Source organism: Cellulomonas xiejunii, assembly GCF_024508315.1.
Classification (GTDB): Bacteria; Actinomycetota; Actinomycetes; order Actinomycetales; family Cellulomonadaceae; genus Cellulomonas; species Cellulomonas xiejunii.
Genome location: NZ_CP101987.1, coordinates 872,352 through 894,270, shown reverse-complemented (window position 1 = coordinate 894,270; position 21,919 = coordinate 872,352). Strand labels below are relative to the sequence as shown.

Sequence of the window (21,919 nt, the reverse complement as noted above, 5' to 3'; positions counted from 1 at the left end):
CGCGTCGCCGCCGGTCGGGCGGCGTGACCGGCCCCGCCGTCCTCCCCCGCCCGAGCCGGGGCCGGCGGGTGTGGGCGCACACGTGGCGGCTGGCCGTGGCCGTGCTCGTCGGCGTGGTGGTCGGCGTGGCCACGTACGGGGTCACGCTGGAGGAGCAGCCGGGCAGGGCGGACAGCCCGGGCCTGATGCTCTGGTTCCTTCTCGACCTCGTGTGCATGGTCGTGTGCGCGGTCCTGTACGTCGCGCGGCGTCAGGCTCCGCTCGCGGTGACGGGCGCCGTCATCACGGTCGGCACCTTCTCGACGTTCTCCGCCGGGATCACGACCCTCGCGGTCCTGTCCCTCGCGACCCGGCGACGCTGGGCGGAGATCGTGCCCGTGGGGCTGCTGTGGTGCGGCGCCACCCTCGTCGGCGAGCGCGCGATCAGCAACCACCTGACCGACCCGGGCCGGGAGATGGCCCACATGGACCTGACGGTGCTGGTGGTGCAGGCGGTGTACCTCGCGCTCGTGGTGGTGACGGGGATGTTCATCGGGGGCCGGCGCGCGCTCGTGGCCTCGCTGCGCGAGCAGGCCGCCATCGCCCGGCGCGAGGCCGACGCCCGCGACGACGGCGCCCGCGCAGCTGAACGCAACCGCATCGCCCGCGAGATGCACGACGTGCTGGCCCACCGCCTGTCCCTGGTCGCCCTGCACTCCGGCGCCCTGGAGTACCGCGCCGGACTGGACCCCGAGCAGGTCCGCGAGACCGCCGCCGTCGTGCGCGAGAACGCCCACGAGGCCCTCGGAGAGCTCCGCGAGGTCCTCGGCCTGCTGCGCGACACCACCGCCACCGACGAGCAGTCGCGCCCCCAACCCACCTTCGCGCAGGTCGACGAGCTCCTCGACGGCACCCGCGCCGCCGGGTCCCCCGTCACGTTCGTGCTCGACCGCGTCGGCGAGGACGACCTGGCCCGCCTGCCCGCCTCGACCAGCCGGCACCTGTACCGCGTCGTGCAGGAGACCCTGACCAACGCCCGCAAGCACGCCCCCGGCGCACCCGTGCACGTCCGCCTGCACGGCGCCCCCGGCGAACGCATCGCCCTCGAGGTCACCAACCCCGTCCCCACCACAGCACCCACCACCGCCCTGCCCACCTCCGGCTGGGGCCTGACCGGCCTGGCCGAACGGCTGGACCTCACCGGTGGGCGTCTCGAGGCGGGACGGCAGCCGGACGGGACGTTCGTCGTGCGGGCGTCGCTGCCCTGGGTGGTGCCCGCCGAGGAGCCGGTCACGGAGTCGTCGGGCGTGTGACGCAGCCGCGCCCGTCGAGGACGACGACGAGGAGGACGGGCGCGGCTGCGGTTCAGGACGCCGGACGCGGTCCCGTCTGGACGATCCCGACGACCGCCCACGGCGGCAGGTCGAGGTCGATCTCCAGGACGCCGTCGTCCGACGCGGTCAGGGTGCGACGCAGCAGGTCGTCGGCTGCGGCCCGCAGCTCGGCGGTCTGCGGGAGCGTCAGGTTGATCGGCTCGCCCATCGCGTGCCAGGCCTCGGCCACGTTGCCGTGCTCCCAGTCGAGCTGGGCGACGTCGAACGTCGCCCCTGCGGGGAGCCCGGCGACCGTGTGGCGGACACGACGGTTCGGGCCGATCCCGGCCAGACCGCGCGCTGCGGCGTAGGTGTGCTGCGACCGGACGGACCGGCCGCCCATCTCGTCGGGGTAGTGGTGCAGGACGCCTGCGACGCGACCCGTAGCGCTGTCGCGCGTGAGGACGCCGTGCGGCAGGTCCGCGAGCACCTCGTCCCCGAGCTGCCCGAGCATCGCGAACGCGTGGAACGTCGGCTTGTGCAGACCCTGCTCGTTGACGAGCCCGAAACCGCCGTGGAACGGGCCCAGGCCCGCGCCGCCCTCCTCGAAGACGTCCGTGAACGTCCAGTACGAGATGGAGTCGGCGAGCTCGGCGCAGCGCAGGTAGGCCCGCGTAATGTACGTCGCGGCGAACAGCGTGTCGTGGGAGCGGTCACGGCTCGACGGCGACGTCGACCACTCGGTGATGTGGACCTCGGCGTCGGGGTACGGGCTGCTCGCGATGATGCTGCGCAGGAGGGTGAGGTCGTCGTACGTCGCGTCGACGTAGCGGCTGATCTCCTTGGCGCCGCCGCTGGGCGTGGCGGCGTAGTCGGTCGGGTACAGGTGCGCCGTGACGAAGTCGACGGGCAGGTCGCGCTCGGCGCACCACGCGATGAACTCCTCGATCCACACCGGGCGCCAGTCCAGGGCGTCGGGATCGGCGGCCTCGCCGGTGGCGATCGACGCGGTGCGGTCCTCGGTCTCGCCGGCGTAGCGGGCGTCGGGGACGAACACGCTGGTGGAGGGGCCGCCGACGAGCAGGCGCTCGTCGATCGCCTTGATCGCCCGGACGCTGGCCTCGTACAGCTCGAAGTACTGGGTGCGGGTGCCGGTCCAGAACATCGGGACGAGGTTCGGCTCGTTCCACACCTCGAACCGCCACTGGAGCACCTCGTCGATGCCGTACCGCTCGATCCAGTGCCGCACGGTCGCGGAGACGAGGTCGGCCCAGCGGCTCATGTCGTTCGGCGGGCTGCAGTGCGCCTTCCACCAGAACAGCGTCTCGGTCTGCGTGGCCAGGGCGCGCGGCATGAAGCCGAGCTCGACGAAGGGCCGCGCCCCGGTCGAGAGGATGAAGTCGAAGACCTTGTCGACGTAGCTGAACGTGTGGACCGGATCGACCAGGGGCGTCGGCGGCCCGAAGCCGCCGCCACCGCCGTCGTCGCCGCGGTACACGAACATGTCGTCGTGGTAGAGCCCGTGGAAGCGCACGTAGCGGGCGCCGAGCAGGTCGACGGCCTCCTGGAAGTGCGCCTGCCAGTCCGCGCGCAGCGCCTCGTTGGCACGGCCCGCGCCGACGCACTCGTTCCACACGTGGTGGAGCGTGCGGCCGACGGACGGCGACCCGTCGACCGTCAGCGGGCCGGTGCTGCCGCGGGGCGCGGCGTCCATGACGTCTCCTCGTCGAGCGTCGAAACTGTTTCGCAACGATTGCGTTGCGGGCGAGACTGTACGGGTGCCGTTCGGAGCGGTCAAGCCGACATCTCACGGCGTTGCAGGGACCCTCGCCCTTCCTCTAGGCTCGAAACAGTTTCGAGCAGGAGGTGCCACCGGTGGCCGGTCGTCCGTCGTCCCGACACGTCACGCTGGAGGACGTCGCGCGCCGCGCAGGGGTGTCCCGTGCAGCCGTCTCCAAGGCGCTCAACGGCCGGGACGACGTCGCCGCGGACACGCGCGCCCGGATCCTGGCGGCGGTGCGCGAGCTGGGCTACCGCCCCACCACCGAGCGCCGCGGCACCCCCCGCGGGCCGACGCTCGTCGCGGCCCTCGACGTGCTCGAGTCGCCCTACATGACGCACGTGCTCGGCGGCATCCTCACCGCCGCGACCGCCGCGGGCACCGACCTCGTCATCCGGCTCGCGCCCGACCGTGACGTGCGCGTCACGCGCGCCGCCGCTCGCGACTGGGTCGACGAGCAGCGCGCGGCCGGCGCGGTCGGCGTCGTCGGCCTCACCCTCGCGCAGCCCGACGCCCTGCTGCTCGCGGCGCACGAGGTCGGCCTGCCGTTCGTCATGGTCGACCCCGTCGACACCCAGGAGGCCCGCGTCGTGAGCATCGGCGCGACCAACTGGGCCGGCGGCCGCACCGCCACCGAGCACCTGCTGGACCTGGGGCACCGCCGCATCGCCTGGATCGGCGGACCCGACGGCTCGGTCGCCGCGCGCGAGCGCCTGCACGGCTACCGGGCCGCGCTGAACTCCGCCGGACTGGAGCCCGACCCCGCGCTCGTCCGCAGCGACGAGTTCGCCGTCGAGACCGGGATCCTGCACGCCCGCGACCTGCTGCAGCTGCCCGACCCTCCGACCGCGGTCGTCGCCGGGGACGACGAGATCGCCGTCGGGGTACTCGCCGCTGCCCAGGAGCTGGGCGTCGCCGTCCCCGGCCGGCTCAGCGTCGTGGGCTTCGACGACACCCCGCAGGCGAGCTGGACCAGCCCACGCCTGACGTCGGTGCACCAGCCGCTGGACGGCATGGGCCGCATGGCGGTGGAGACCGTGCTGAGCATGGCGGCAGGTCACGAGCCCGCGTCCTGGCACGTCCAGCTCGCCACCACGCTCGTGGTCCGGGAGTCGACCGCGCCCGCACCCTGAGGCCGTGCGAGCGCGCGCCCGGGCAGGCATGCTGCTGACGTGCCCGCGCGCACGCCGAACGGGGGTCGGTGACCGCGTGCCTGGGGCTCGTCGCGGCCGCGGCCCACGCGTACGCGCACGCCGTCCTCGCCCGGCGCGGCACGTGGGCCACCAACGACAAGCGGCTGCTGGCCGCGGCCGGCCTCGACGGGCTCGACCACGTCGTCGCCGGCGCCGGGCACGACGCCGCTTCCCTGGTGGCGACCGTCGACGAGGTGCGCCGCCGCGCCCGGGCGGCGCTCGACGCCTGACTCCGGGGGACCTTCGCGACCGGCACCCGCGTCCGCTTGCGCGTCACGGACCGCGACGTAGCGTGAACGTCAGGTCACGGAACGGCCGCTCGGCCCGCCCGACGTCACCGGCGAGCCAGCCCGGGACGTGACCGCCGCGACGCGGCGGGCGGCCGACCCACGACTGCGCTCAGGGGGCGACATGGACGACACCCGCACCACCGGGGCAGGCGACGGCGCCGCGCCCGTCGGCCCCGGCGGCGACGACGAGGCGGGCGCCGCCGCGCGCAAGGCGGACGCGCCCGCACCCGACGACCCCCGCAAGCCGAGCTCCCCCACCGAGCTGCGCAAGCCCTCGTGGGGGTACGTGCTGCGCACCACCGTCCGGGAGTTCATGGACGACCAGTGCACCGACCTCGCCGCCGCCCTGACGTACTACGCGGTCCTCGCGCTCGCCCCCGCCCTGCTGGCCGTGGTCTCGCTGCTGGGGCTCGTGTCCGACCCGGACGAGGCCGTCACCCGGATCACCGACCTCGCGACCGACGCCGGGGCCGGCTCCGCGGTCGAGACGCTCGAGCCGATCCTGCAGAACCTCGCCGACGCCCCGTCCGCCGGGCTCGCGCTCGTCGTGGGCCTCGTGGTCGCGCTGTGGTCGGCCTCCGGGTACGTGACCGCCTTCGGGCGGGGCATGAACCGCATCTACGAGGTCGACGAGGGCCGGCCGATCTGGAAGCTGCGGCCCGTGCTGCTCGTGCTCACCACGGTGCTCGTGCTCATCGCGGTGCTGGTCGTGGCGTTCCTCGTGCTGTCGGGCCCGGTCGCCGAGAGCGTCGGCCGCGCCGTCGGGCTCAGCGACACCGTCGTCAGCGTGTGGCAGGTCGCGAAGTGGCCGCTCGTGCTCGTGCTCGTCGTGACGGCCGTGGCGCTGCTCTACCACGGCACGCCGAACGTGCGGCAGCCGCGGTTCCGGTGGGTGAGCGTCGGCGCGCTGATCGCGATCGTCGTGTGGCTGCTCGCCTCGGCCGCCCTCGGGCTGTACGTGTCGCAGTTCGCGGACTACGGCGCGACGTACGGGTCGCTCGCCGGGGTGATCGTGCTGCTGCTGTGGCTGTGGATCTCGAACCTCGCGCTGCTGTTCGGCGCCGAGCTCGACGCCGAGCTCGAGCGCGGCCGCGAGCTGCAGGCCGGCATGGCGGCCGAGCGCACCATCCAGCTGCCGCCGCGCGACACCCGCGCGAGCGACAAGCGCCGCGCCCGGCTCGAGAAGGACGTCGAGCGCGGCCGGGAGCTGCGGGAGCGGGCCGCGGCGCGCAGCGAGTGAGCGGCCGGGCGGTCAGGTCAGGCGCGGCAGCACCTGGTCGCCGTCCAGCACGCCCCGGAACAGGTCGCCGTGCTCGGCCACCCGGTCCAGCACGGTGCGGACCGTGAACGCGTCGGGCCGCAGCCAGTCCGCGTCGAGCTCGTCCCACGAGATGGGTGCCGAGACCGGCGCGCCGGCGGACGCGCGCGGGCTGTACGGCGCGACGAGGGTCTTGTTGACCGCGTTCTGCGTGTAGTCCAGGCGCGCCTGGCCGCCGCGCTCGCTGACCTCCCAGCGCCAGCTGACGAGGTCGGGCACCACCTTGCCGACGGTCCGCGACAGCCGCTCGACCCACGCGCGCGTCTCGTCGAAGGTCAAGCCGACCGCGACCGGTACCCAGATCTGGATGCCGCGACGCCCCGTGAGCTTGGGGAACGCGCGGACACCCAGGTGCTCGAAGGCGTCGCGGTGCAGGCGGGCCAGCAGCACGACGTCCTCCCACGCCGTCGCCGTGCCCGGGTCGAGGTCGATGAGCGCGTACGTCGGGAGGTCGGGCGCGGAGGTGCGGGACGTCCACGCGTGCCACTCCAGGGCCCCGAAGTTGGCGGCCCACACCAGGGCGGCGGGCTCGTCGACGACGAGGTAGGTGGTCGACTCGCCGGGGTCGGCGTCAGGGCGGTCCCAGCGCGGCACCCAGTCCGGCGCGTGGTCCGGCAGCTGCTTGTGCCAGAAGCCGCGCGTGGCGGCACCCTGCGGGAAACGGTGCATGTTGAGCGCCCGCCCTGCCAGGTACGGCAGCGCCACGGGCGCGACGCACGCGGTGTAGCGCAACAGGTCACGCTTGGTGACCGGCGCCTCCCCGTCGCGCGCGGGGAACAGCACCTTGTCGAGGTTGGTGACCCGCAGGCGCCGCCCGTGCACGTCCCACGTCCCGCTCGCGCCCAGGTCGTCGAGCGCCGCGAGCTCGTCGTCCGTGGGCGGGGGCACGTCGGGCACCGGTGGGTGCAGGTCCACCTCCGCCTGCGCCGCGGGGACGCCCGAGCGCCAGATGTGGTCCGGGTGGGCCGCGACCTCGTCGTTCGTCCGCCCGGACACCACGGACGTGGGGTGGTCCTCGGCGTCCCAGCCCTCGACCGCGTGCTCGTCACGCTTGTGGAACATCAGCCACTGGTCCTTGCCGTCACCGCTGTCGCGGCGCACCAGCAGGAACTTGCCGCGCAGCCGCTCGCCGTGCAGCTCGGCGTGCAGCTGCCCGCCCGCGACCTCGGCCGCCGGGTCGTCGGACTTGTACGGGTGCCACGTGCCGCGGTCCCACACGATGACGTCGCCCCCGCCGTACTGCCCGTGCGGGATCACACCCTCGAACGCCTCGTACTCCAGCGGGTGGTCCTCGACGTGCACGGCCATGCGTCGCGCCGTCGGGTCCAGCGTCGGGCCCTTCGGCACGGCCCAGCTGACCAGGACGCCGTCGATCTCGAAGCGCACGTCGTAGTGCAGGCGACGCGCGCGGTGCCGCTGCACCACGAAGCGCCGCTCGGGGCCGCCGGTCGGTTCCGGGACCGCACCGGCCGGCTCGGCCGTGCGCGTGAAGTCGCGCATCGAGCGGTACGTGCCGAGGGCGTCCCGCCCGGACTGCTCGTCGGGCGGGACGTCCTCGGTCGTGGCGTCACTCCGCGGTGGCGTCAGGGTCCTCCTCCGGCTCGAAGCTGCTCGGCTCGCCGGTGTCCGTGCCGCCGACGCCGTCGTCGGACAGCTCGTCCGCGTCGGTGCTGCTGCCGGTGCGGCCGTCGTCGGTCTCGCTCACGGGGTGCCTCCTGGTGCGTCGGTGTCCCGCCAGCGTGCGACGGGCGACGACGGGCCGCAACCGCTCATCCTCCGGGGACACGCCGTGCGGCACCACATCCGGGCGCGCGGTCCGTCCCCGGTCAGGTCGCGACCGTCGGGTCACCCCAGGCGACGTCGACGGGCGGCGCTCGCCAGCGCACCACCGATCGTCAGCAGCCCGAGCGCCGCGGCCCCCAGGCCCAGGTTCGTGGCACCGGTGGTGGCCAGCGCCCACCCCCCGGACGCACCCGCACCGGTCGGCGTCGTCGTGGGGCTCGGCGTCACGCCGGGAAGGGTCGGGGTCGGGTGCGTGGTCGTCCGGCAGATCTCGGCGGGGTCCACCTCCGCCAGGGTCGTGACGAGCCCGGCGTCGCTGACGGAATCCTCGGTGATGCAGGGATCGGCGCCCGGCGCGGTGACGACGTTGGTCAGCACGTCCCCGTCGACGTCGTCGTCCACCCGCACGCTATAGCTCAGCGTCTGCTCGCTGACGAGCGTGCCGACGCGCCAGATCAGCTCGTCCCCGACCAGATCGGGATCGCCTGTGCTGGCCTGGATGCTGCCCGGGACGAGGGTCGCGGAGTTGAGCACCTCGGACAGGTCGTCGGTGACGACCACTCCTTCCACGGAGGCGTTCCCCACCGCTGTCGCGACGACCGTGTAGGTGATCGTGTCCCCGGGGCCGACTTCCTCGCCGGACGGCGGGTCGCTGATCTTGAAGGCGGTCCAGCGGGCGCCCGCCTGGCGGTCGGTGTTGGTGACGGTGCACGTCGTGGCGTCGCCCGCTGCCAGGTCCACGACGTCGCCGTCGAGCGCGACCGGGCCGTCCGCGTCCTCGCACTCCCAACCCTCCGAGGTGTACCCCTCGGGGCCGTCCAGCTCGGACAGGGTGTACCGGCCGGGCTCCACGGGGACGTCCGTCACGGTCGCGCCGCGCGTGGCACCCGAGACCGTCTCGGGTCCGGCTGCGCGCAGCGTCCAGTCCTCGGGGACGGCGGTGCCGCCCTGCTCGTTGAGGACGACCTTGACCAGCGTCAGCCGCGGGGCGTCGAAGGTGTTGACGATCGTGCAGGTCACGTCCTCCCCGTTGGTCACGGTGACCGTGCTGCCGGACAGCGAGCCGCCCTCGCAGCTCCACGCGCCGGCGGTGTAGTCCGCCGGGCCGTCGGCCTCCGACAGCGCGTACGCGCCCGCGTTCACCTCGGCACCGGTGACGGCATCGCTGCCGCTGGTCCCCGTGACCGTGGTCGGTCCGGCTGCCGTCAGCGTCCAGTCGGCGGGCTCGGCGGTCCCGCCGTGGTCGTTCCCGACGTCCTTCGTCAGCGTGAGCGTCGCGGGCTGGTCCTCGTTGAGGACGGAGCACGCCACGTCCTGCCCGGTGCCGACGGACACCGTGCTGTTCTCGTCGACCGGGACCTCGCCCTGCTCGGTGGAGCAGGTCCAGTCACCGGCCGTGTACCCGGGCAGGTCGCCCTCCGACAGGACGTAGTCGCCGACCGTGACGGGCACCGTGGTGATCTCGTCGTCGCCCGTGAGGCCCGTGTGGGTCTCGGCGGGCCCCGTCGCGGTGAGCACCACGTCGCGCGGCTGTGCCGTGCCGCCGTCGTCGTTGTTGACGAGCTTGGCGAGCGTCAGCGTGGCCGGGAGGGCCGTGTTCGTGATCGAGCACGTCACGTCCGCGCCGTTGGCGAGGGTGACCGACCCCTGGTCGACGGTCACGGGGTCACCGTTGGCCGCCTCACAGGTCCAGGTCCCCGCGTCGAACCCGTCGACGAACGACTCCGACAGGGCGTACGTCCCGGCGAAGACCTCCACGGCCGTCACGCCGTCGGCGCCGTTGCCCTCGACGATCTGCTGACCCTCGATGCCCTCCGGCGCGGCCCGCACGGTCCAGTCGGCGGGTGTCTGCGTCGCACCGGTGGTCCCGGCGTCGACGACCTTGCGCAACGTCAGCAGCGCCGGCTGGTCCGTGTTGACGATCGTGCAGGTCACGTTCTGGCCGAGCTCGATCGTCACGGCACCGTCGGCCACCGGCACGGCAGCCTCGTCGGTCGCGCACGCCCAGTCACCGGCCGCGTAGCCGGCCGGTCCGGACTCCGACAGCGTGTAGCTGCCGATCGCCACGGTCGCGTCGGTGACCGCCGCGTCCCCGGTCACGCCGCTGAGCCCGGCAGTCGGGCCGGTCGCCGTCAGCGTCCAGTCGGCGACCGTCGCCGTGCCGCCCGCATCGTTCACGACCTGCTTGACCAGCGTCAACGTCGACGGCTGGGCGGTGTTCGTGATGGTGCAGGTGACGTCCGCACCGTTGTCGAGCGTCACCACGCCGTCGGCGACGCCGACCGCCGTGCCGTCGGCCGTCGCGCACACCCACGCGCCCGCACCGAACCCGGCGACGGTCGACTCCGACAGCGCGTACCCACCGGCGAAGACCGCCTCGGCCGTCACGCCGTCCTCGCCGTCCCCGGACACCGGGTTCTGCCCGGTGATCCCCTGCGGGGCGGCCGTCAGCGTCCAGTCGGCGGGCGTCTGCGTCGCCCCGGTCGTGCCGGCCTCGACGACCTTGCGCAGCGTCAGCAGCGCCGGCTGGTCCGTGTTGACGATCGTGCACGTCACGTTCTGGCCGACTCCGATCGTCACCGCACCGTCGGCCACCGGCACGGCAGCCTCGTCGGTCGCGCACGCCCAGTCACCGGCCGCGTACCCGGCCGGTCCGGACTCCGACAGCGTGTAGCTGCCGATCGCCACGGTCGCGTCGGTGACCGCCGCGTCCCCTGTCACGCCGCTGAGCCCGGCAGTCGGGCCGGTCGCCGTCAGCGTCCAGTCGGCGACCGTCGCCGTGCCGCCCGCGTCGTTCACGACCTGCTTGACCAGCGTCAACGTCGACGGCTGGGCGGTGTTCGCGATGGTGCACGTGACGTCCGCACCGTTGTCGAGCGTCACCACGCCGTCGGCGACGCCAACCGCCGTGCCGTCGGCGGTCGCGCACACCCACGCGCCCGCACCGAACCCGGCGACGGTCGACTCCGACAGCGCGTACCCACCGGCGAAGACGGCCACGGCCGTCACGCCGTCCTCGCCGTCCCCGGACACCGGGTCCTGCCCGGTGATCCCCTGCGGGGTGGCCGTCAGCGTCCAGTCAGCCGGGGTCTGCGTCGCCCCGGTCGTGCCGGCCTCGACGACCTTGCGCAACGTCAGGAGCGCCGGCTGGTCCGTGTTGACGATCGTGCACGTCACGTTCTGGCCGACTCCGATCGTCACCGCACCGTCGGTCACCGGCACGGCAGCCTCGTCGGTCGCGCACGCCCAGTCACCGGCCGCGTACCCGGCCGGTCCGGACTCCGACAGCGTGTAGCTGCCGATCGCCACGGTCGCGTCGGTGACCGCCGCGTCCCCTGTCACGCCGCTGAGCCCGGCGGTGGGGCCGGTCGCCGTCAGCGTCCAGTCGGCGACCGTCGCCGTGCCGCCCGCGTCGTTCACGACCTGCTTGACCAGCGTCAACGTCGACGGCTGGGCGGTGTTCGTGATGGTGCACGTGACGTCCGCACCGCCGACCAGGTCCACGACGTCATCGGTCACGGTGACGGCGGTCCCGTCGGCCGTCGCACAGGCCCACGTCCCCGCGGCGAAGCCCGCGACCGTGGACTCCGAGAGCTGGTACCCGCCCGGGAGCACCTGCACGGCGGTGACGCCGTCCGCACCGTTCCCGGAGACAGGGCCCTGCCCCGCGACGCCCTGCGGCGTCGCCGTCAGGGTCCAGTCGGCCGGGGTCTGCGTGGCCCCGGTGGCACCGGCCTCGACCACCTTGCGCAGCGTGAGGGTCGCCGGCTCGTCGTCGTTGACGAAGACGCAGACGGCGGTCTCCCCCGCCGGAACGGTGATCTCCGTGAGCACCTGCTCCGTGCCGCTGACGGTGCAGCGGATCTCGGTGAGCGTGTACCCGTCGGGGCCGGTCTCGCTCAGCGCGTACGGGTGCCCGGGCCGGATCTCGTTCACCTGGGCGTTCTCCGGCGTCGCCCCGGTGACCTCGACGTCCGTGAGTCCCGCGACCGCCGGCGTCGCGCTCGGCACTGCCCGCAGCGTGAAGTCCGACACCACGGCCGTGCCGCCGGAGTCGTTCACGACCTCCTTCTCCAGCACGATCTGCGCGGTGCGGTTGGTCGCCGCGCAGCTCACCCGCGTGGCCAGCGGCACGCTGACACCACCGTTGAGGCCGTCGTTGAAGCCGGGGACCGTGGTCCCGTCGGCGGCCACGCGCACGCAGTTCCACGAGCCGGTCGACAGCGGGTTCGACTCCAGGCTCGTCCGCTGGTCGTCCTGCAGGTACGTCGCGGGGCCGTTCGACTCCGCGAGCTGGTAGACGACGTCGGCGGTGACCACCTGGTCGGTCACGGGGGCGCTGCCGGCCTGACCGGTCGGGCCGGGCAGCTGCCCCGCAGGGGTGTCGGGCCCGGGCAGCGCGGACAGGGTCCACAGGCTCGCGTCGGCGGAGCCGACCACGTCCTTGGCGAGCGTCAGACGCGACTCGCAGACGATGGTGTTGCGGACCGTGTAGGAGTTGGCGCCCTCGTGCAGGGTCGCCTGGTAGCCGGCGGCAGGCACGTCCACCGGCGTCTGGGGCTGACCGTCGACCGCGACGAGCTCGGCGGCCTCGACCTGGCACAGGTCGGGGTCGACGTCCGGGGCGACGAGGATGATCTCCTCGGCGAACGTGACGGACTCGCCCTCCACGTACCCGGTGCGCGTCACGTGCCAGGACTGCGGCGTCGCGGCGGCGTCCTGCGGCCCGGTGAGCGTGAGCTGCGACGTGAGCCCCGACAGCTGGTTGCCCTCCGGGACCGGAGCCGCGCCGTTGACCACCCACTCCTTGTCGACGGTGACCGACGCGGACGCGGCCTCCTGGTTGTAGACCGTGCAGCTCACGGCTGCGGTGCTCGGCACGTCGACGCTGAACCCGGACGGCTCGGCGTTGGTGGCAGGTACCGGTTCCCCGGTGTCGAGGTTGGTGCAGACGGCGTTGACACCCTCGACGGGGAAGAGGGTCGTGCCGGCCCGCGGCTGCTCCTGGACCGCGATCGTCCCGGCCGTCACCCCACCCTCGTAGGTGACGGGGAAGCTGACCGCGCTGCTCGCGTCCGTCGTCGCGCTCGGCGTCGCCAGCGAGACGCCGGGGCTGGCGGTCGACGCGTCGAAGGTCCACCCGGCGCCGCCGGGTGTCGCACTCGCGATGTCACCGTCGGAACCGACCAGCTGCTTGACCACCGACAGGGACCCGGCGCAGTCGCCGAGCGCGAGCTGGCGCAGAGCCTGGCCCACGACCGTGTAGTCGGCGACCTGGTAGTAGTCGGCGACCGACGAGTTCGACCCGTCGTAGGCCGTGGGACCCGAGATCGCCGCGAGGTTGCGAGCCGTGGCGGCGTCACCCACGCCGGCGCCCACACCGACGGCCAGCACGCGGGTGCCCTCGTTCTTCACCTCGTTGGCCGAGAAGATCCCGTTCTCCATCTCGCGCAGGCGCGTGAAGTTGCCCGGCCCCTGCGACGGCTGCGAGTACAGCGTGGGGTCGCCGTCGGTGATGACGACCGCCAGGTCGTACGCCCCGGTGGCCTCGGCCACGGCGGCGAGCCCCCGGTCCCAGTTCGTGCCACCGCCTGCGGTCCACGAGGCGTAGCGGGACTTGAACTGATCCGCACCTGCCTGCGTCGAGACCTCGACCACGCCGGGGTAGTTCTGCGTCGCGCCCTCGGCAGGGGTCACCGTGGAGAAGGAGAACAGCGCCATCCCCGACGGTGTGCCGACGAGCGAGTCGACGAACGTGTCCGCCGCGGCCTTCAGGTCGACGAGCTGCGAGGACGTCACCGACCCCGACAGGTCGAGGACGAGCGCCACGTTGATCCCGCACTGCTGCAACGGGGCCGGGTTGACGCGGGACTGCTGCCACGTGCCGCCCGACGCGGTCCGGGTCGTGCTGCCCGTCCCCACCATGAAGTCGGACTGGGAGGTGTACGTGGTGCCGGCCCGCAGGTAGCGCCCGGTGCGGAACTGGTACGCGGTCACCTGCGACCCGCTGCCGTCGCCGTTGCCCGTGCGCAGGGCGTCGTTCGCGGTGAACCCCTCGGGCACTCCGGTCTGCACCACCCAGAACCGACGGTCGCAGTTGGCCCCGCTGGTCGCCGTGCAGCCCCGCGGGCCGGCCTGGGTGTCGGGCACGACGAAGCTGCAGTCCCCGTCGGCGTCGGAGACGCAGGTGGCCCAGTCGGCCGCGACCGGTGTGGTCGGCGCCGTGGTCCCGTCGTAGAGCTGCAGCGTGACGCCTGCGAGGCCGGTGACACCGGTCGTGCCCGCACGGTCCGCGCCGACGCGGACCGTGATGACGGCCTCGTTCCCGGTCGGGGTGGGGACCTCCAACGGCACAGCCGCCGGGCCGCTCCCCTGGGCCGTGGTCACGCCGGTGAGGCTGAGAAGCATCATCACCGACCCGAGCACGGCCCCGACTCGACGCAGGCGTCGCCAGCTGGTCCCCATTGCGTCCCCCCGGTCGCTCAGGCACGACGCCTTCGAGGGCGCGATTCCGACAGTACGCCCGGATCGGGAAAAGCGGCACCCGGAACGAACCGGGCACCCTCGGAACCCGCCCCGGATGCGTCCGGTCCGCCGGGCGCCCAGGATCGGGTGACGAGCAACCGAGGCGGAGGCGCGCGATGACGACGGTGGCGGACGGGATCGTGGAGCGCCTGCAGGAGTGGGGCGTCGAGCGGGTCTTCGGCTATGCCGGTGACGGCATCGACCCGCTCCTGGCGGCGCTGGCCAGGTCCGGCGGCGCCGTCGAGCTCGTCACCGCGCGGCACGAGGAGATGGCGGCGTTCATGGCCACGGGGCACGCCAAGTACTCCGGCGGCGTGGGCGTGTGCCTCGCGACCCAGGGCCCCGGCGCGGTGCACCTGCTCAACGGCCTGTACGACGCGAAGCTCGACCGCACGCCGGTCGTGGCGATCGTCGGCCAGGTGGCGACGACCGCGCTGGGCACCGGGTACCTGCAGGAGGTCGACCTGCCGGTGCTGCTCAAGGACGTGTGCGCGCAGTACGTGCAGACCGTCACGACGCCCGAGCAGCTGCCCGCCGTCCTCGACGCCGCGCTGCGCACCGCCCTGGCGACCTCGAGCCCCACGTGCGTGATCGTGCCGCACGACGTCCAGCAGGCCGACCAGCCCGAGCCGCAGCAGGCGCACGGCCTGGTGCACACGTCCCCCGCGGTCTCCCGCACCGTCGGCGTGCCGCCCGCCGAGGACCTCGACCACGCCGCTCGGCTGCTCGCCGCCGGCGAGCGCGTCGTCGTCCTCGCGGGACGCGGCGCACGCGGCGCCACCCGGCAGGTCCTGGAGGTCGTCGAGCGGCTGGGGGCCGGACTCGTCACGTCGCTGCTCGGCAAGCCGCTGTTCGACGAGGGCCTGCCCGTGCACGCCGGGGTCATGGGCCACCTCGGCACCACGGCGTCCGCCGACCTCCTGGCGCGCTGCGACACGCTGCTGATCGTCGGCAGCAGCGACCCGTGGACGGAGTTCTACCCGCCGCTCGGGCAGGCGACGGCCGTGCAGGTCGACGTCGCCGCGCGCAACCTCGGCGCCAAGTACCCGGTGCAGGCGCCGCTGGCCGGTGACGCCGCCGCGACGCTCGACGCACTCCTGCCCCGGCTGCCGCAGCGCTCGGGCCCGTGGCGTGCGGAGGTCACCCAGGCCGTCGCCTCGTGGCACCACATCGCGGCCGAGCGCATCGCCACCCCCGCCGAGCCGCTGAACCCCCAGCTCCTGCTGCACGAGCTGTCCGAGCACCTGCCCGCCGACGCGCAGGTCGCCGTCGACGTGGGTTCGGTGACGTACTGGTACGCGCGGTACCTACGGCTGCCGCCGGGCGTCCCGGCGCACCTGTCGAGCACCCTGGCCTCGATGGGCTCCGCGATGCCCTACGGGATCGCCGCCAAGCTGCTGCACCCCGACCGGCCCGTCGTCGCGCTGGCGGGTGACGGCGCGATGCTGATGAACGGCATCAACGAGCTCGTCACCGTCGCGCACCGCTGGCGCGACTGGGCGGACCCGCGGTTCGTCGTCCTCGTGCTCGACAACGGCGACCTCGCCGAGGTCACGTGGGAGCAGCGCGAGATGGAGGGCGACCCGCGGTTCGACGTCTCGCAGGACGTCCCGGCGTTCCCGTACGCGGACTACGCCGAGCTGCTGGGCCTGGCCGCCGTCCGCGTGTCACGCCCGCAGGACGTCACCGAGGCCTGGCGCACGGCCTGGGCCGCCCGGCGGCCGTGCGTCGTGCACGCCGTGGTGGACCGCGACACCCCCCTGCTGCCGCCACGGGCCCAGGCCTCGCAGATCGAGCAGATGCGCCGCGGCCTGGCGCAGGAGCCGCTCCCGGAGAACGCGCTGCGTCAGCTCGACGCACAGCGGGCGGGCGAGCGCGCGGACGACCCGACGGGTCTGTCCCGCGAGCACGACGCGTGAACGCGACGGACCCTCCGTCGCCGGATGAAGGAGGAACGATGAGCGAGAACCCCGGTCCCGCGTCCCCCGGGACGCCGACGCACGGCGACGGGCAGGAGCACGCGCCCACAGGCACCGGCCCCAACGAGGCCGATGTCAACCAGGACCCGGTCGACACGTCCGCCGAGGAGCCCGACGAGGAGGGACGCTCCGACGCGGGGTGACCGCGCCGCGTCGCTGACCCGCTCAGTCGTCGGCGACGACGCCCTGCCGCTCGAGCTCGGCCAGATGGTCCTGCATGTGCTGCAGGACCTCCGGGGCGTGCGGCGTCCACTCGACGACCTCGTCGACAACGCGCACGGGCTCGCGCGTGCGGTACGAGCGCGTCGGGTTGCCGGGGAACCGCTGGTCGGTGAGGTTCGGGTCGTCCTCGATCGGGCCCGTCGGCTCGACGCGGTAGATGCGCCCGGGTCCCTCGCCGGCCGCGAGCTCGGCACCCCACGTCGCGGCGTCGAGCGTCGCCGTGAGGTAGACGTGGTTCGCTGCGCGCTCGGCAAAGTTCGACCGGCGGCCGGGCACGAGCAGGTCCCCGACCGCGAGGTCCGCCTTCGTGCCGTGGAAGAACGGGCCGTCGTCGTCGACGGCTGACGGGCGGTGATCGGCCATCCGTGGGCTCCTCGGGGTGCGGGCGGGCTGGACGACGGCGTCCACGCTACTGCGGCGGGTCGGCGCGCTCCAGCACGAAGACGTACGGCTGCGGGTCGTCCCGCACGTCCATGACACCCAGGGCGGTGCGGTCGTCGACGCGGCGGAACACGTCGATCACCGGCAGCCGGTCGTAGACCATCGCGGCGCTCGTCACGCCGCGGTGCTCGACCTGGCGCAGCCGGGCCTGCGGCCGCGTCGTCGTGATGACGGGGCGGACGGCGCGGAAGGCCGCCGCCGCGAGCCCGTGCGGCACGGCGGGGGCGACCCGAAGGGCGGCCCCCATGGGCAACCACGCCGGCGTGATGCTCACGAGCCGACCCTGCGGCCCCTGGAACACCAGCGGGTGGACGTCCTCGGACGAGCGCATCACCTTGCCGTGCCAGCCGAGCCGCTCCAGCAGCCCGTCGAACGGGTGACCGGTCGGCAGCCCGCGGCCCGCCCAGCGGCCGAGCAGGTCACCGACGGTCAGCGGCGGCAGGTCGTCGAACAGCGCCAGAGCCGCCTCGGGCGTCGTCCCCCGCTCCAGGGTGCGCAGGCGGCGCACGGCGTCGGACGGCTCGATCGGCATGCTGCGGCACCTCCCCGGCGGTGCTGGCAACTTACGCCGTCCTGCGGTCCGCTGCGCGAGCAGGTAGAAGGGAAGCGTGAGCACTCCGCTCGAGGACTACGCGCTGCTGTCCAACCTGTCCACCGGGCCGTTGGTGTCGCGCGACGGCAGCGTGGACTGGCTCTGCCTGCCGCGTTACGACTCCCCCGCGGTCTTCTCGGCGTTGCTGGGCGGGCCCGACGACGGGCGCTGGCGCCTGTCGGCGGTGGACGGCGAGGTCGTCGAGTGGCGGTACCTGCCCCACACGTTCGTCCTGGAGACGACGTGGCGCACGCCGACCGGTCGAGCGCGGGTGACGGACTTCCTGCCGATCGTCACCGACCGCAGCGACCTCGTGCGCCGCGTCGAGTGCCTCGAGGGCACGGTCGAGATCGAGCACGACCTGCGCCTGCGATTCGACTACGCCCGCGCGATCCCGTGGGTGCGCGTCGTGGACCACGCGGGCGAACGGGCGCTGCTGTCCCTCGCCGGCCCGGAAGGACTGGTCCTCAACGGTCCGCTGCTGGCGTCGGCCAAGGGGCACGAAGCCGTGCGCCAGGAGGACCGCGCCCGAGGGACCGAGCGGCGCGACCCGAAGCACCGGGCGGCCCACGGCGGCGGTGCGCGCACGCCCCGGCTGACGGCCCGGTTCGGCATGACGGCGGGCCAGTCGCTGGCGTGGAGCCTGACGGCGGTCCCGTCGTACGAGGAGCCACCCGAGCCGCTGGACGCGGTCCAGTCGCTGGCCGAGACGATCGCCTTCTGGACGAGCTGGTCGTCACGCGTCACGGTGCGCACGGACTACGGCCCGCTGGTCGTGCGCTCGTTCCTGGTGCTGCGCGCGCTGACGCACAAGCGCACCGGGGGCGTCATCGCCGCCCCCACCACGTCGTTGCCCGAGGACCCGGGAGGCAGCCGCAACTGGGACTACCGGTACGTGTGGCTGCGGGACAACGCCCTGATGATCGAGGTCGTCGTGACCTACGGGCATGCGCAGCGCGCAGGCGTGTGGCGTGACTGGCTCCTGCGGGCGATCGCGGGCGACACCGACGACGTCCGGGTCCTCTACGGCCTCGCAGGCGAGCGCGAGCTCACGGAGAAGACCCTCGACCACCTGGCCGGCTACGAGGGCTCCCGGCCGGTGCGCATCGGCAACGACGCGGCCCAGCAGTACCAGGCCGACGTGGTGGGCGAGGTCATGATCGCGCTCGCGCTGCTCCGCGACCAGGGCGTCGCGGAGAACGAGTACTCGTGGGGTCTGCAGAGGGGCCTGCTGCGGTTCTGCGAGACCAACTTCGACCGCAAGGACTACGGCATCTGGGAGACCCGGGGCGAGCCCCGCCACTTCACCCACGGGCGCGTGATGATGTGGGCGGCGTTCGACCGTGGCGTCCGGGCGGTCGAGAACCACGGCCTGGCCGGCCCCGTCGACCGGTGGCGCCAGCTGCGGGACTGGCTCCGTCAGGAGATCGACGAGAACGGGTACGACCCGGCCCTCGGCAGCTTCACCCAGACCTACGGCCGGCCCGAGGTCGACGCGTCCCTGCTGCAGCTGCCGCACACGGGCTACCTCGCGCCCGACGACCCGCGCATGCTCGGCACCGTCGCGCGCATCGAGTCCGAGCTGCGCGACGAGCACGGGCTCGTGCACCGCTACCGCACGGACACCGGCATGGACGGTCTCGCCGGCGACGAGCACCCGTTCCTCATCTGCAACTTCTGGCTCGTCGAGCAGTACGCGCGCAGCGGCCGGCTCGACGACGCGCGGGCGCTCATGGACCAGCTCGTCGGTTACGCGAACGACCTGGGCCTGCTCAGCGAGGAGTACGACACGGGTGCCGGGCGGCTCATCGGCAACTTCCCGCAGGCGTTCAGCCACCTGGGCCTGATCCGTGCGGCGGACGCCATCGCGGCGGGGAACAGGCGCCGATGACGGGTGTCTGCCGGGCGGACGCGAGACCGTCATGAGGGTGTGCGGCCACCACGGCCCACCGTCGACCGGCACCGTGCCGGCGCGGGGCGACGACACGACCGTCCGAGGAGGACGCCATGCGCTACACGATCCTGCTGCACTACCCCGAGATGACGCCCGAGTCGATGGGCGAGGACGCGTGGGCCGAGGGTGAGCGCGAGTTCACCGCCTACGCCGCGACGTTGCAGGCCGCCGGCGCCCTGATCGGCGCCGAGGTGCTGCAGCCGTCGTCGAGCACGACCACGCTGCGCACGGTCGACGGCGTGCTGCAGGTGCAGGACGGGCCCTTCGCGGACACCAAGGAGCAGCTCGGCGGCACGTTCGTCGTCGACGTCCCCGACCTCGACGCGGCGATCGAGCTCGCCCGCCGGGCCCCGGGGGTCTCGTGGGGAGCCGTCGAGGTGCGTCCCGGCGCGCTGTACACCGTGGACGGCGTCTGGACACCCAACGCGTGAGCGCCGCACGGGCGCGGGCGGCCGCCGAGCGCGCCGCCCGCGACTCGTACGGCCGGCTCGTCGCGCTGCTCGCGGCGCAGTCCGGGGACCTCGCGCTGGCCGAGGACGCCCTCGCGGACGCGTTCGAGCAGGCACTGACGCGGTGGCCGGACGACGGCGTGCCGCGCACCCCCGACGCCTGGCTGCTGACCGTGGCCCGCAACCGCATCCGTGACGTGTGGCGCTCGGCGGCGCACCGCCGCACGGCCGCGCTCCCCGACGACGCCGCGAGCGCCGGCCTGCTCCACGAGGACCCGCTGGCGGACGTCGACCCGGCGGCCATCCCGGATCGTCGCCTCGCGCTGCTGTTCGTGTGCGCGCACCCCGCCATCGCGCCGGACGCCCGCACGCCGCTGATGCTGCAGACGGTGCTCGGGCTGGGCTCGGCGCAGGTCGCCACCGCGTTCGCGGTGTCACCGGCGGCGATGCAGCAGCGCCTCGTGCGGGCCAAGCGCAGGATCGCCCGGGCCCGGGTCCCGTTCACCGTCCCGGATCGCTCCGCCATGGCCGAGCGCCTGCCGCCCGTGCTGGAGGCGGTCTACGCCTGCGCCGCGGTGACCTGGCGGCAGGGCGCGCACGACCTCGCGGGTGAGGCCCGGCACCTGGCGCTGGTGCTCGCGGCTCTGCTGGGCGACGAGCCCGAGGCGTGGTCGCTCGCGGCGCTCGTGACCCTCTCGCTCGCCCGCCGCCAGCCACCGGGTGCGTTCGTGCCGCTCGACGAGCAGGACCCCGCGACGTGGGACGCGGACCTCCTCGCGGAGGGCGAGGCGCTGCTGCGGCGCGCGCAGCGGCCCGCAGTGCCCGGGCGGTTCCGCCTGGAGGCGGCGATCCAGGCGGTGCACGCCGACCGGCGTCGGACCGGCCGCACCGACTGGGCGGCGCGGCGCACCCTCTACGTCGCGCTCGACGCGGTCGCGCCGAGCCTGGGCGGGCGGGTCGCGCTGGCGGCGGTGGTCGGCCGGCTCCAGGGCGCGGACGCGGGCCTGGCCGCGCTGCCGCCCGAGCCGTCGCCCGCGTTCCAGCCGTGGTGGGCGACCCGCGCCGACCTGCTGGCCCGGGCCGGGCACGGGGTGCCGGCGGCCGCGGCCTTCCGACGGGCGGCGGAGCTGGCGGACGACCCCGACGTGCGCGCGTACCTCACCGCTCGGGCGGCGGCGCAGCGCGGCACGTGACGCGCGCGACGGCGCCTCAGGCCACTGTGAGCACCGTGCCGGGGGGCACCTTGTCCCACAGCAGGTCCAGCACCTCCTCGCTCACCCGGATGCACCCGTTGGAGATCGGCCCGGAGGCCGCGAACGGGCTCGTGTGGATCGCGGTGGCCGACGTCCCCGTCGCCCCGTCGTAGACGTCGATGGTCTCGCTCTGGCTGGACAGCAGCAGCACGCGCGGCGTGGGCGTGCCGGGCTGCTCCCACTGCGACCCGACGACGAACTGCGGCACGGCCGGCGTCGGGGTCCCCGGCGCCCCGACGGCCCTCACGGGGACCGTGCTGGTCGTGGTGCCGTCGTCGATCGTGAGGGTCAGCGCCGCGAGGTCCAGGTGCAGCCGCCAGTCCGTCCCCAGCGGCGCGGTGTCGTCCGCGCGGATCCACACGCTGCGCCCGTTCACCTGCGACACGTCCTGGCTGGGCAGCGCGCTGCGTGTCGCGACGAGCACCCGCAGCCATCCCCCGCGCTGGTCGATCACGGGCAGCACGGTCGCCACGTCGAGCGTCACGGCGGGCACGGTGGCGACCGGCGTGCCGTACGGCGCGTCGTACCCGGCGGTGTCACGCAGGACGGACGCGGTCTGCCAGGTGCCGAGCGCGGGGTCGTCGTTGCGGCGCTGCTCGAGGCCGTCCGTGCCGGGCAGCCCGGGGACGAGGTTGCGGGGCTCGGCGACCGGCAAGCTCGACAGGTCGACGGGCGCGAGCGTCGGGGGTGCGGGGACAGCCGCCTTGGGAGCGTCGACGGGCGCGCGGACGACGACGGTCTCGGGGGGCGTCGGCGTGCAGCCGGCGACCACGACCGCCCCCAGCACCGCAGCGACCGTCAACCGGGTCCATCTGCGCGTCCTCACGCCACCATGGTGGGGGATGCCGG

General features: G+C 74.2%; 16 protein-coding genes. 9 read left to right on the top strand and 7 right to left on the bottom strand.

Going from position 1 to position 21,919, the window contains the following annotated elements:
* The first annotated feature begins 23 nt into the window (after positions 1 to 23).
* Complete coding sequence (locus NP048_RS04285; protein WP_256769447.1) at positions 24 to 1,292, top strand: sensor histidine kinase; 1,269 nt, start codon at positions 24 to 26, stop codon at positions 1,290 to 1,292.
* Positions 1,293 to 1,344: 52 nt separating this feature from the next.
* On the opposite strand, the gene NP048_RS04280 is transcribed toward NP048_RS04285, so the two are convergent.
* Positions 1,345 to 3,006: a GH39 family glycosyl hydrolase gene (locus NP048_RS04280; RefSeq protein WP_256769446.1), complete on the bottom strand. Its 1,662-nt coding sequence runs from the start codon at positions 3,004 to 3,006 to the stop codon at positions 1,345 to 1,347.
* A 161-nt stretch (positions 3,007 to 3,167) separates the two neighbouring features.
* On the opposite strand from NP048_RS04280, the gene NP048_RS04275 reads away from it, so the two are divergent.
* The 3 genes from NP048_RS04275 (at position 3,168) to NP048_RS04265 (ending at position 5,795) form a co-directional block, all read left to right on the top strand.
* Positions 3,168 to 4,205, top strand: a complete 1,038-nt coding sequence (locus NP048_RS04275; protein ID WP_256769445.1) for a LacI family DNA-binding transcriptional regulator — start codon at positions 3,168 to 3,170, stop codon at positions 4,203 to 4,205.
* 68 nt (positions 4,206 to 4,273) lie between these two features.
* Positions 4,274 to 4,495, top strand: a complete 222-nt coding sequence (locus NP048_RS04270) for a hypothetical protein (RefSeq protein WP_227581339.1) — start codon at positions 4,274 to 4,276, stop codon at positions 4,493 to 4,495.
* A gap of 181 nt (positions 4,496 to 4,676) precedes the next feature.
* Positions 4,677 to 5,795 carry a YihY/virulence factor BrkB family protein gene (locus NP048_RS04265; protein WP_227581340.1) on the top strand — a complete coding sequence of 373 codons (1,119 nt, stop codon included), beginning with the start codon at positions 4,677 to 4,679 and terminating at the stop codon, positions 5,793 to 5,795.
* 12 nt (positions 5,796 to 5,807) lie between these two features.
* On the opposite strand, the gene NP048_RS04260 is transcribed toward NP048_RS04265, so the two are convergent.
* The 3 genes from NP048_RS04260 to NP048_RS04250 form a co-directional block, all read right to left on the bottom strand.
* The gene (locus tag NP048_RS04260; RefSeq protein WP_256769468.1) at positions 5,808 to 7,460 is read right to left on the bottom strand and encodes a non-homologous end-joining DNA ligase LigD; all 1,653 of its coding nucleotides are present in this window, start codon (positions 7,458 to 7,460) and stop codon (positions 5,808 to 5,810) included.
* Positions 7,441 to 7,578, bottom strand: coding sequence for a hypothetical protein (locus NP048_RS04255; RefSeq protein WP_227581342.1), 138 nt, complete (start codon positions 7,576 to 7,578; stop codon positions 7,441 to 7,443). Before NP048_RS04255 ends, NP048_RS04260 begins: the two co-directional genes overlap by 20 nt.
* A gap of 140 nt (positions 7,579 to 7,718) precedes the next feature.
* Complete coding sequence (locus NP048_RS04250) at positions 7,719 to 14,042, bottom strand: prealbumin-like fold domain-containing protein (protein ID WP_256769444.1); 6,324 nt, start codon at positions 14,040 to 14,042, stop codon at positions 7,719 to 7,721.
* A 254-nt stretch (positions 14,043 to 14,296) separates the two neighbouring features.
* Between NP048_RS04250 and NP048_RS04245 the strand changes: the two genes are divergently transcribed.
* On the top strand, positions 14,297 to 16,099 hold the full coding sequence (locus NP048_RS04245; protein WP_227578235.1) for a thiamine pyrophosphate-requiring protein: 1,803 nt from the start codon (positions 14,297 to 14,299) through the stop codon (positions 16,097 to 16,099).
* A gap of 38 nt (positions 16,100 to 16,137) precedes the next feature.
* On the top strand, positions 16,138 to 16,302 hold the full coding sequence (locus NP048_RS04240) for a hypothetical protein (protein WP_227578234.1): 165 nt from the start codon (positions 16,138 to 16,140) through the stop codon (positions 16,300 to 16,302).
* 22 nt (positions 16,303 to 16,324) lie between these two features.
* Here the strand turns inward: NP048_RS04240 and arr are convergent, their stop codons facing one another.
* Entirely contained in the window at positions 16,325 to 16,744 is a 420-nt protein-coding gene (arr, locus tag NP048_RS04235) for an NAD(+)--rifampin ADP-ribosyltransferase (protein WP_227578233.1), read from the bottom strand.
* Between the two features lie 46 nt (positions 16,745 to 16,790).
* Positions 16,791 to 17,354: a DUF4334 domain-containing protein gene (locus NP048_RS04230; RefSeq protein WP_227578232.1), complete on the bottom strand. Its 564-nt coding sequence runs from the start codon at positions 17,352 to 17,354 to the stop codon at positions 16,791 to 16,793.
* Positions 17,355 to 17,430: 76 nt separating this feature from the next.
* Here NP048_RS04230 and NP048_RS04225 point away from each other — a divergent pair, with 76 nt between their 5' ends.
* The 3 genes from NP048_RS04225 to NP048_RS04215 all read left to right on the top strand — a co-directional run bounded on the left by NP048_RS04225 (position 17,431) and on the right by NP048_RS04215 (position 21,010).
* Positions 17,431 to 19,305 (top strand): glycoside hydrolase family 15 protein, encoded by a 1,875-nt coding sequence (locus NP048_RS04225; RefSeq protein ID WP_227578231.1) that lies wholly within the window; start codon positions 17,431 to 17,433, stop codon positions 19,303 to 19,305.
* A 116-nt stretch (positions 19,306 to 19,421) separates the two neighbouring features.
* A complete protein-coding gene (locus NP048_RS04220) occupies positions 19,422 to 19,799 on the top strand; it encodes a YciI family protein (protein ID WP_227578230.1) in 378 nt (125 codons plus the stop codon).
* Positions 19,796 to 21,010, top strand: a complete 1,215-nt coding sequence (locus tag NP048_RS04215) for an RNA polymerase sigma factor (protein ID WP_227578229.1) — start codon at positions 19,796 to 19,798, stop codon at positions 21,008 to 21,010. Before NP048_RS04220 ends, NP048_RS04215 begins: the two co-directional genes overlap by 4 nt.
* Positions 21,011 to 21,026: 16 nt before the next feature.
* Here the strand turns inward: NP048_RS04215 and NP048_RS04210 are convergent, their stop codons facing one another.
* On the bottom strand, positions 21,027 to 21,896 hold the full coding sequence (locus tag NP048_RS04210; protein ID WP_227578228.1) for a L,D-transpeptidase: 870 nt from the start codon (positions 21,894 to 21,896) through the stop codon (positions 21,027 to 21,029).
* Between the last annotated feature and the right edge of the window lie 23 nt (positions 21,897 to 21,919).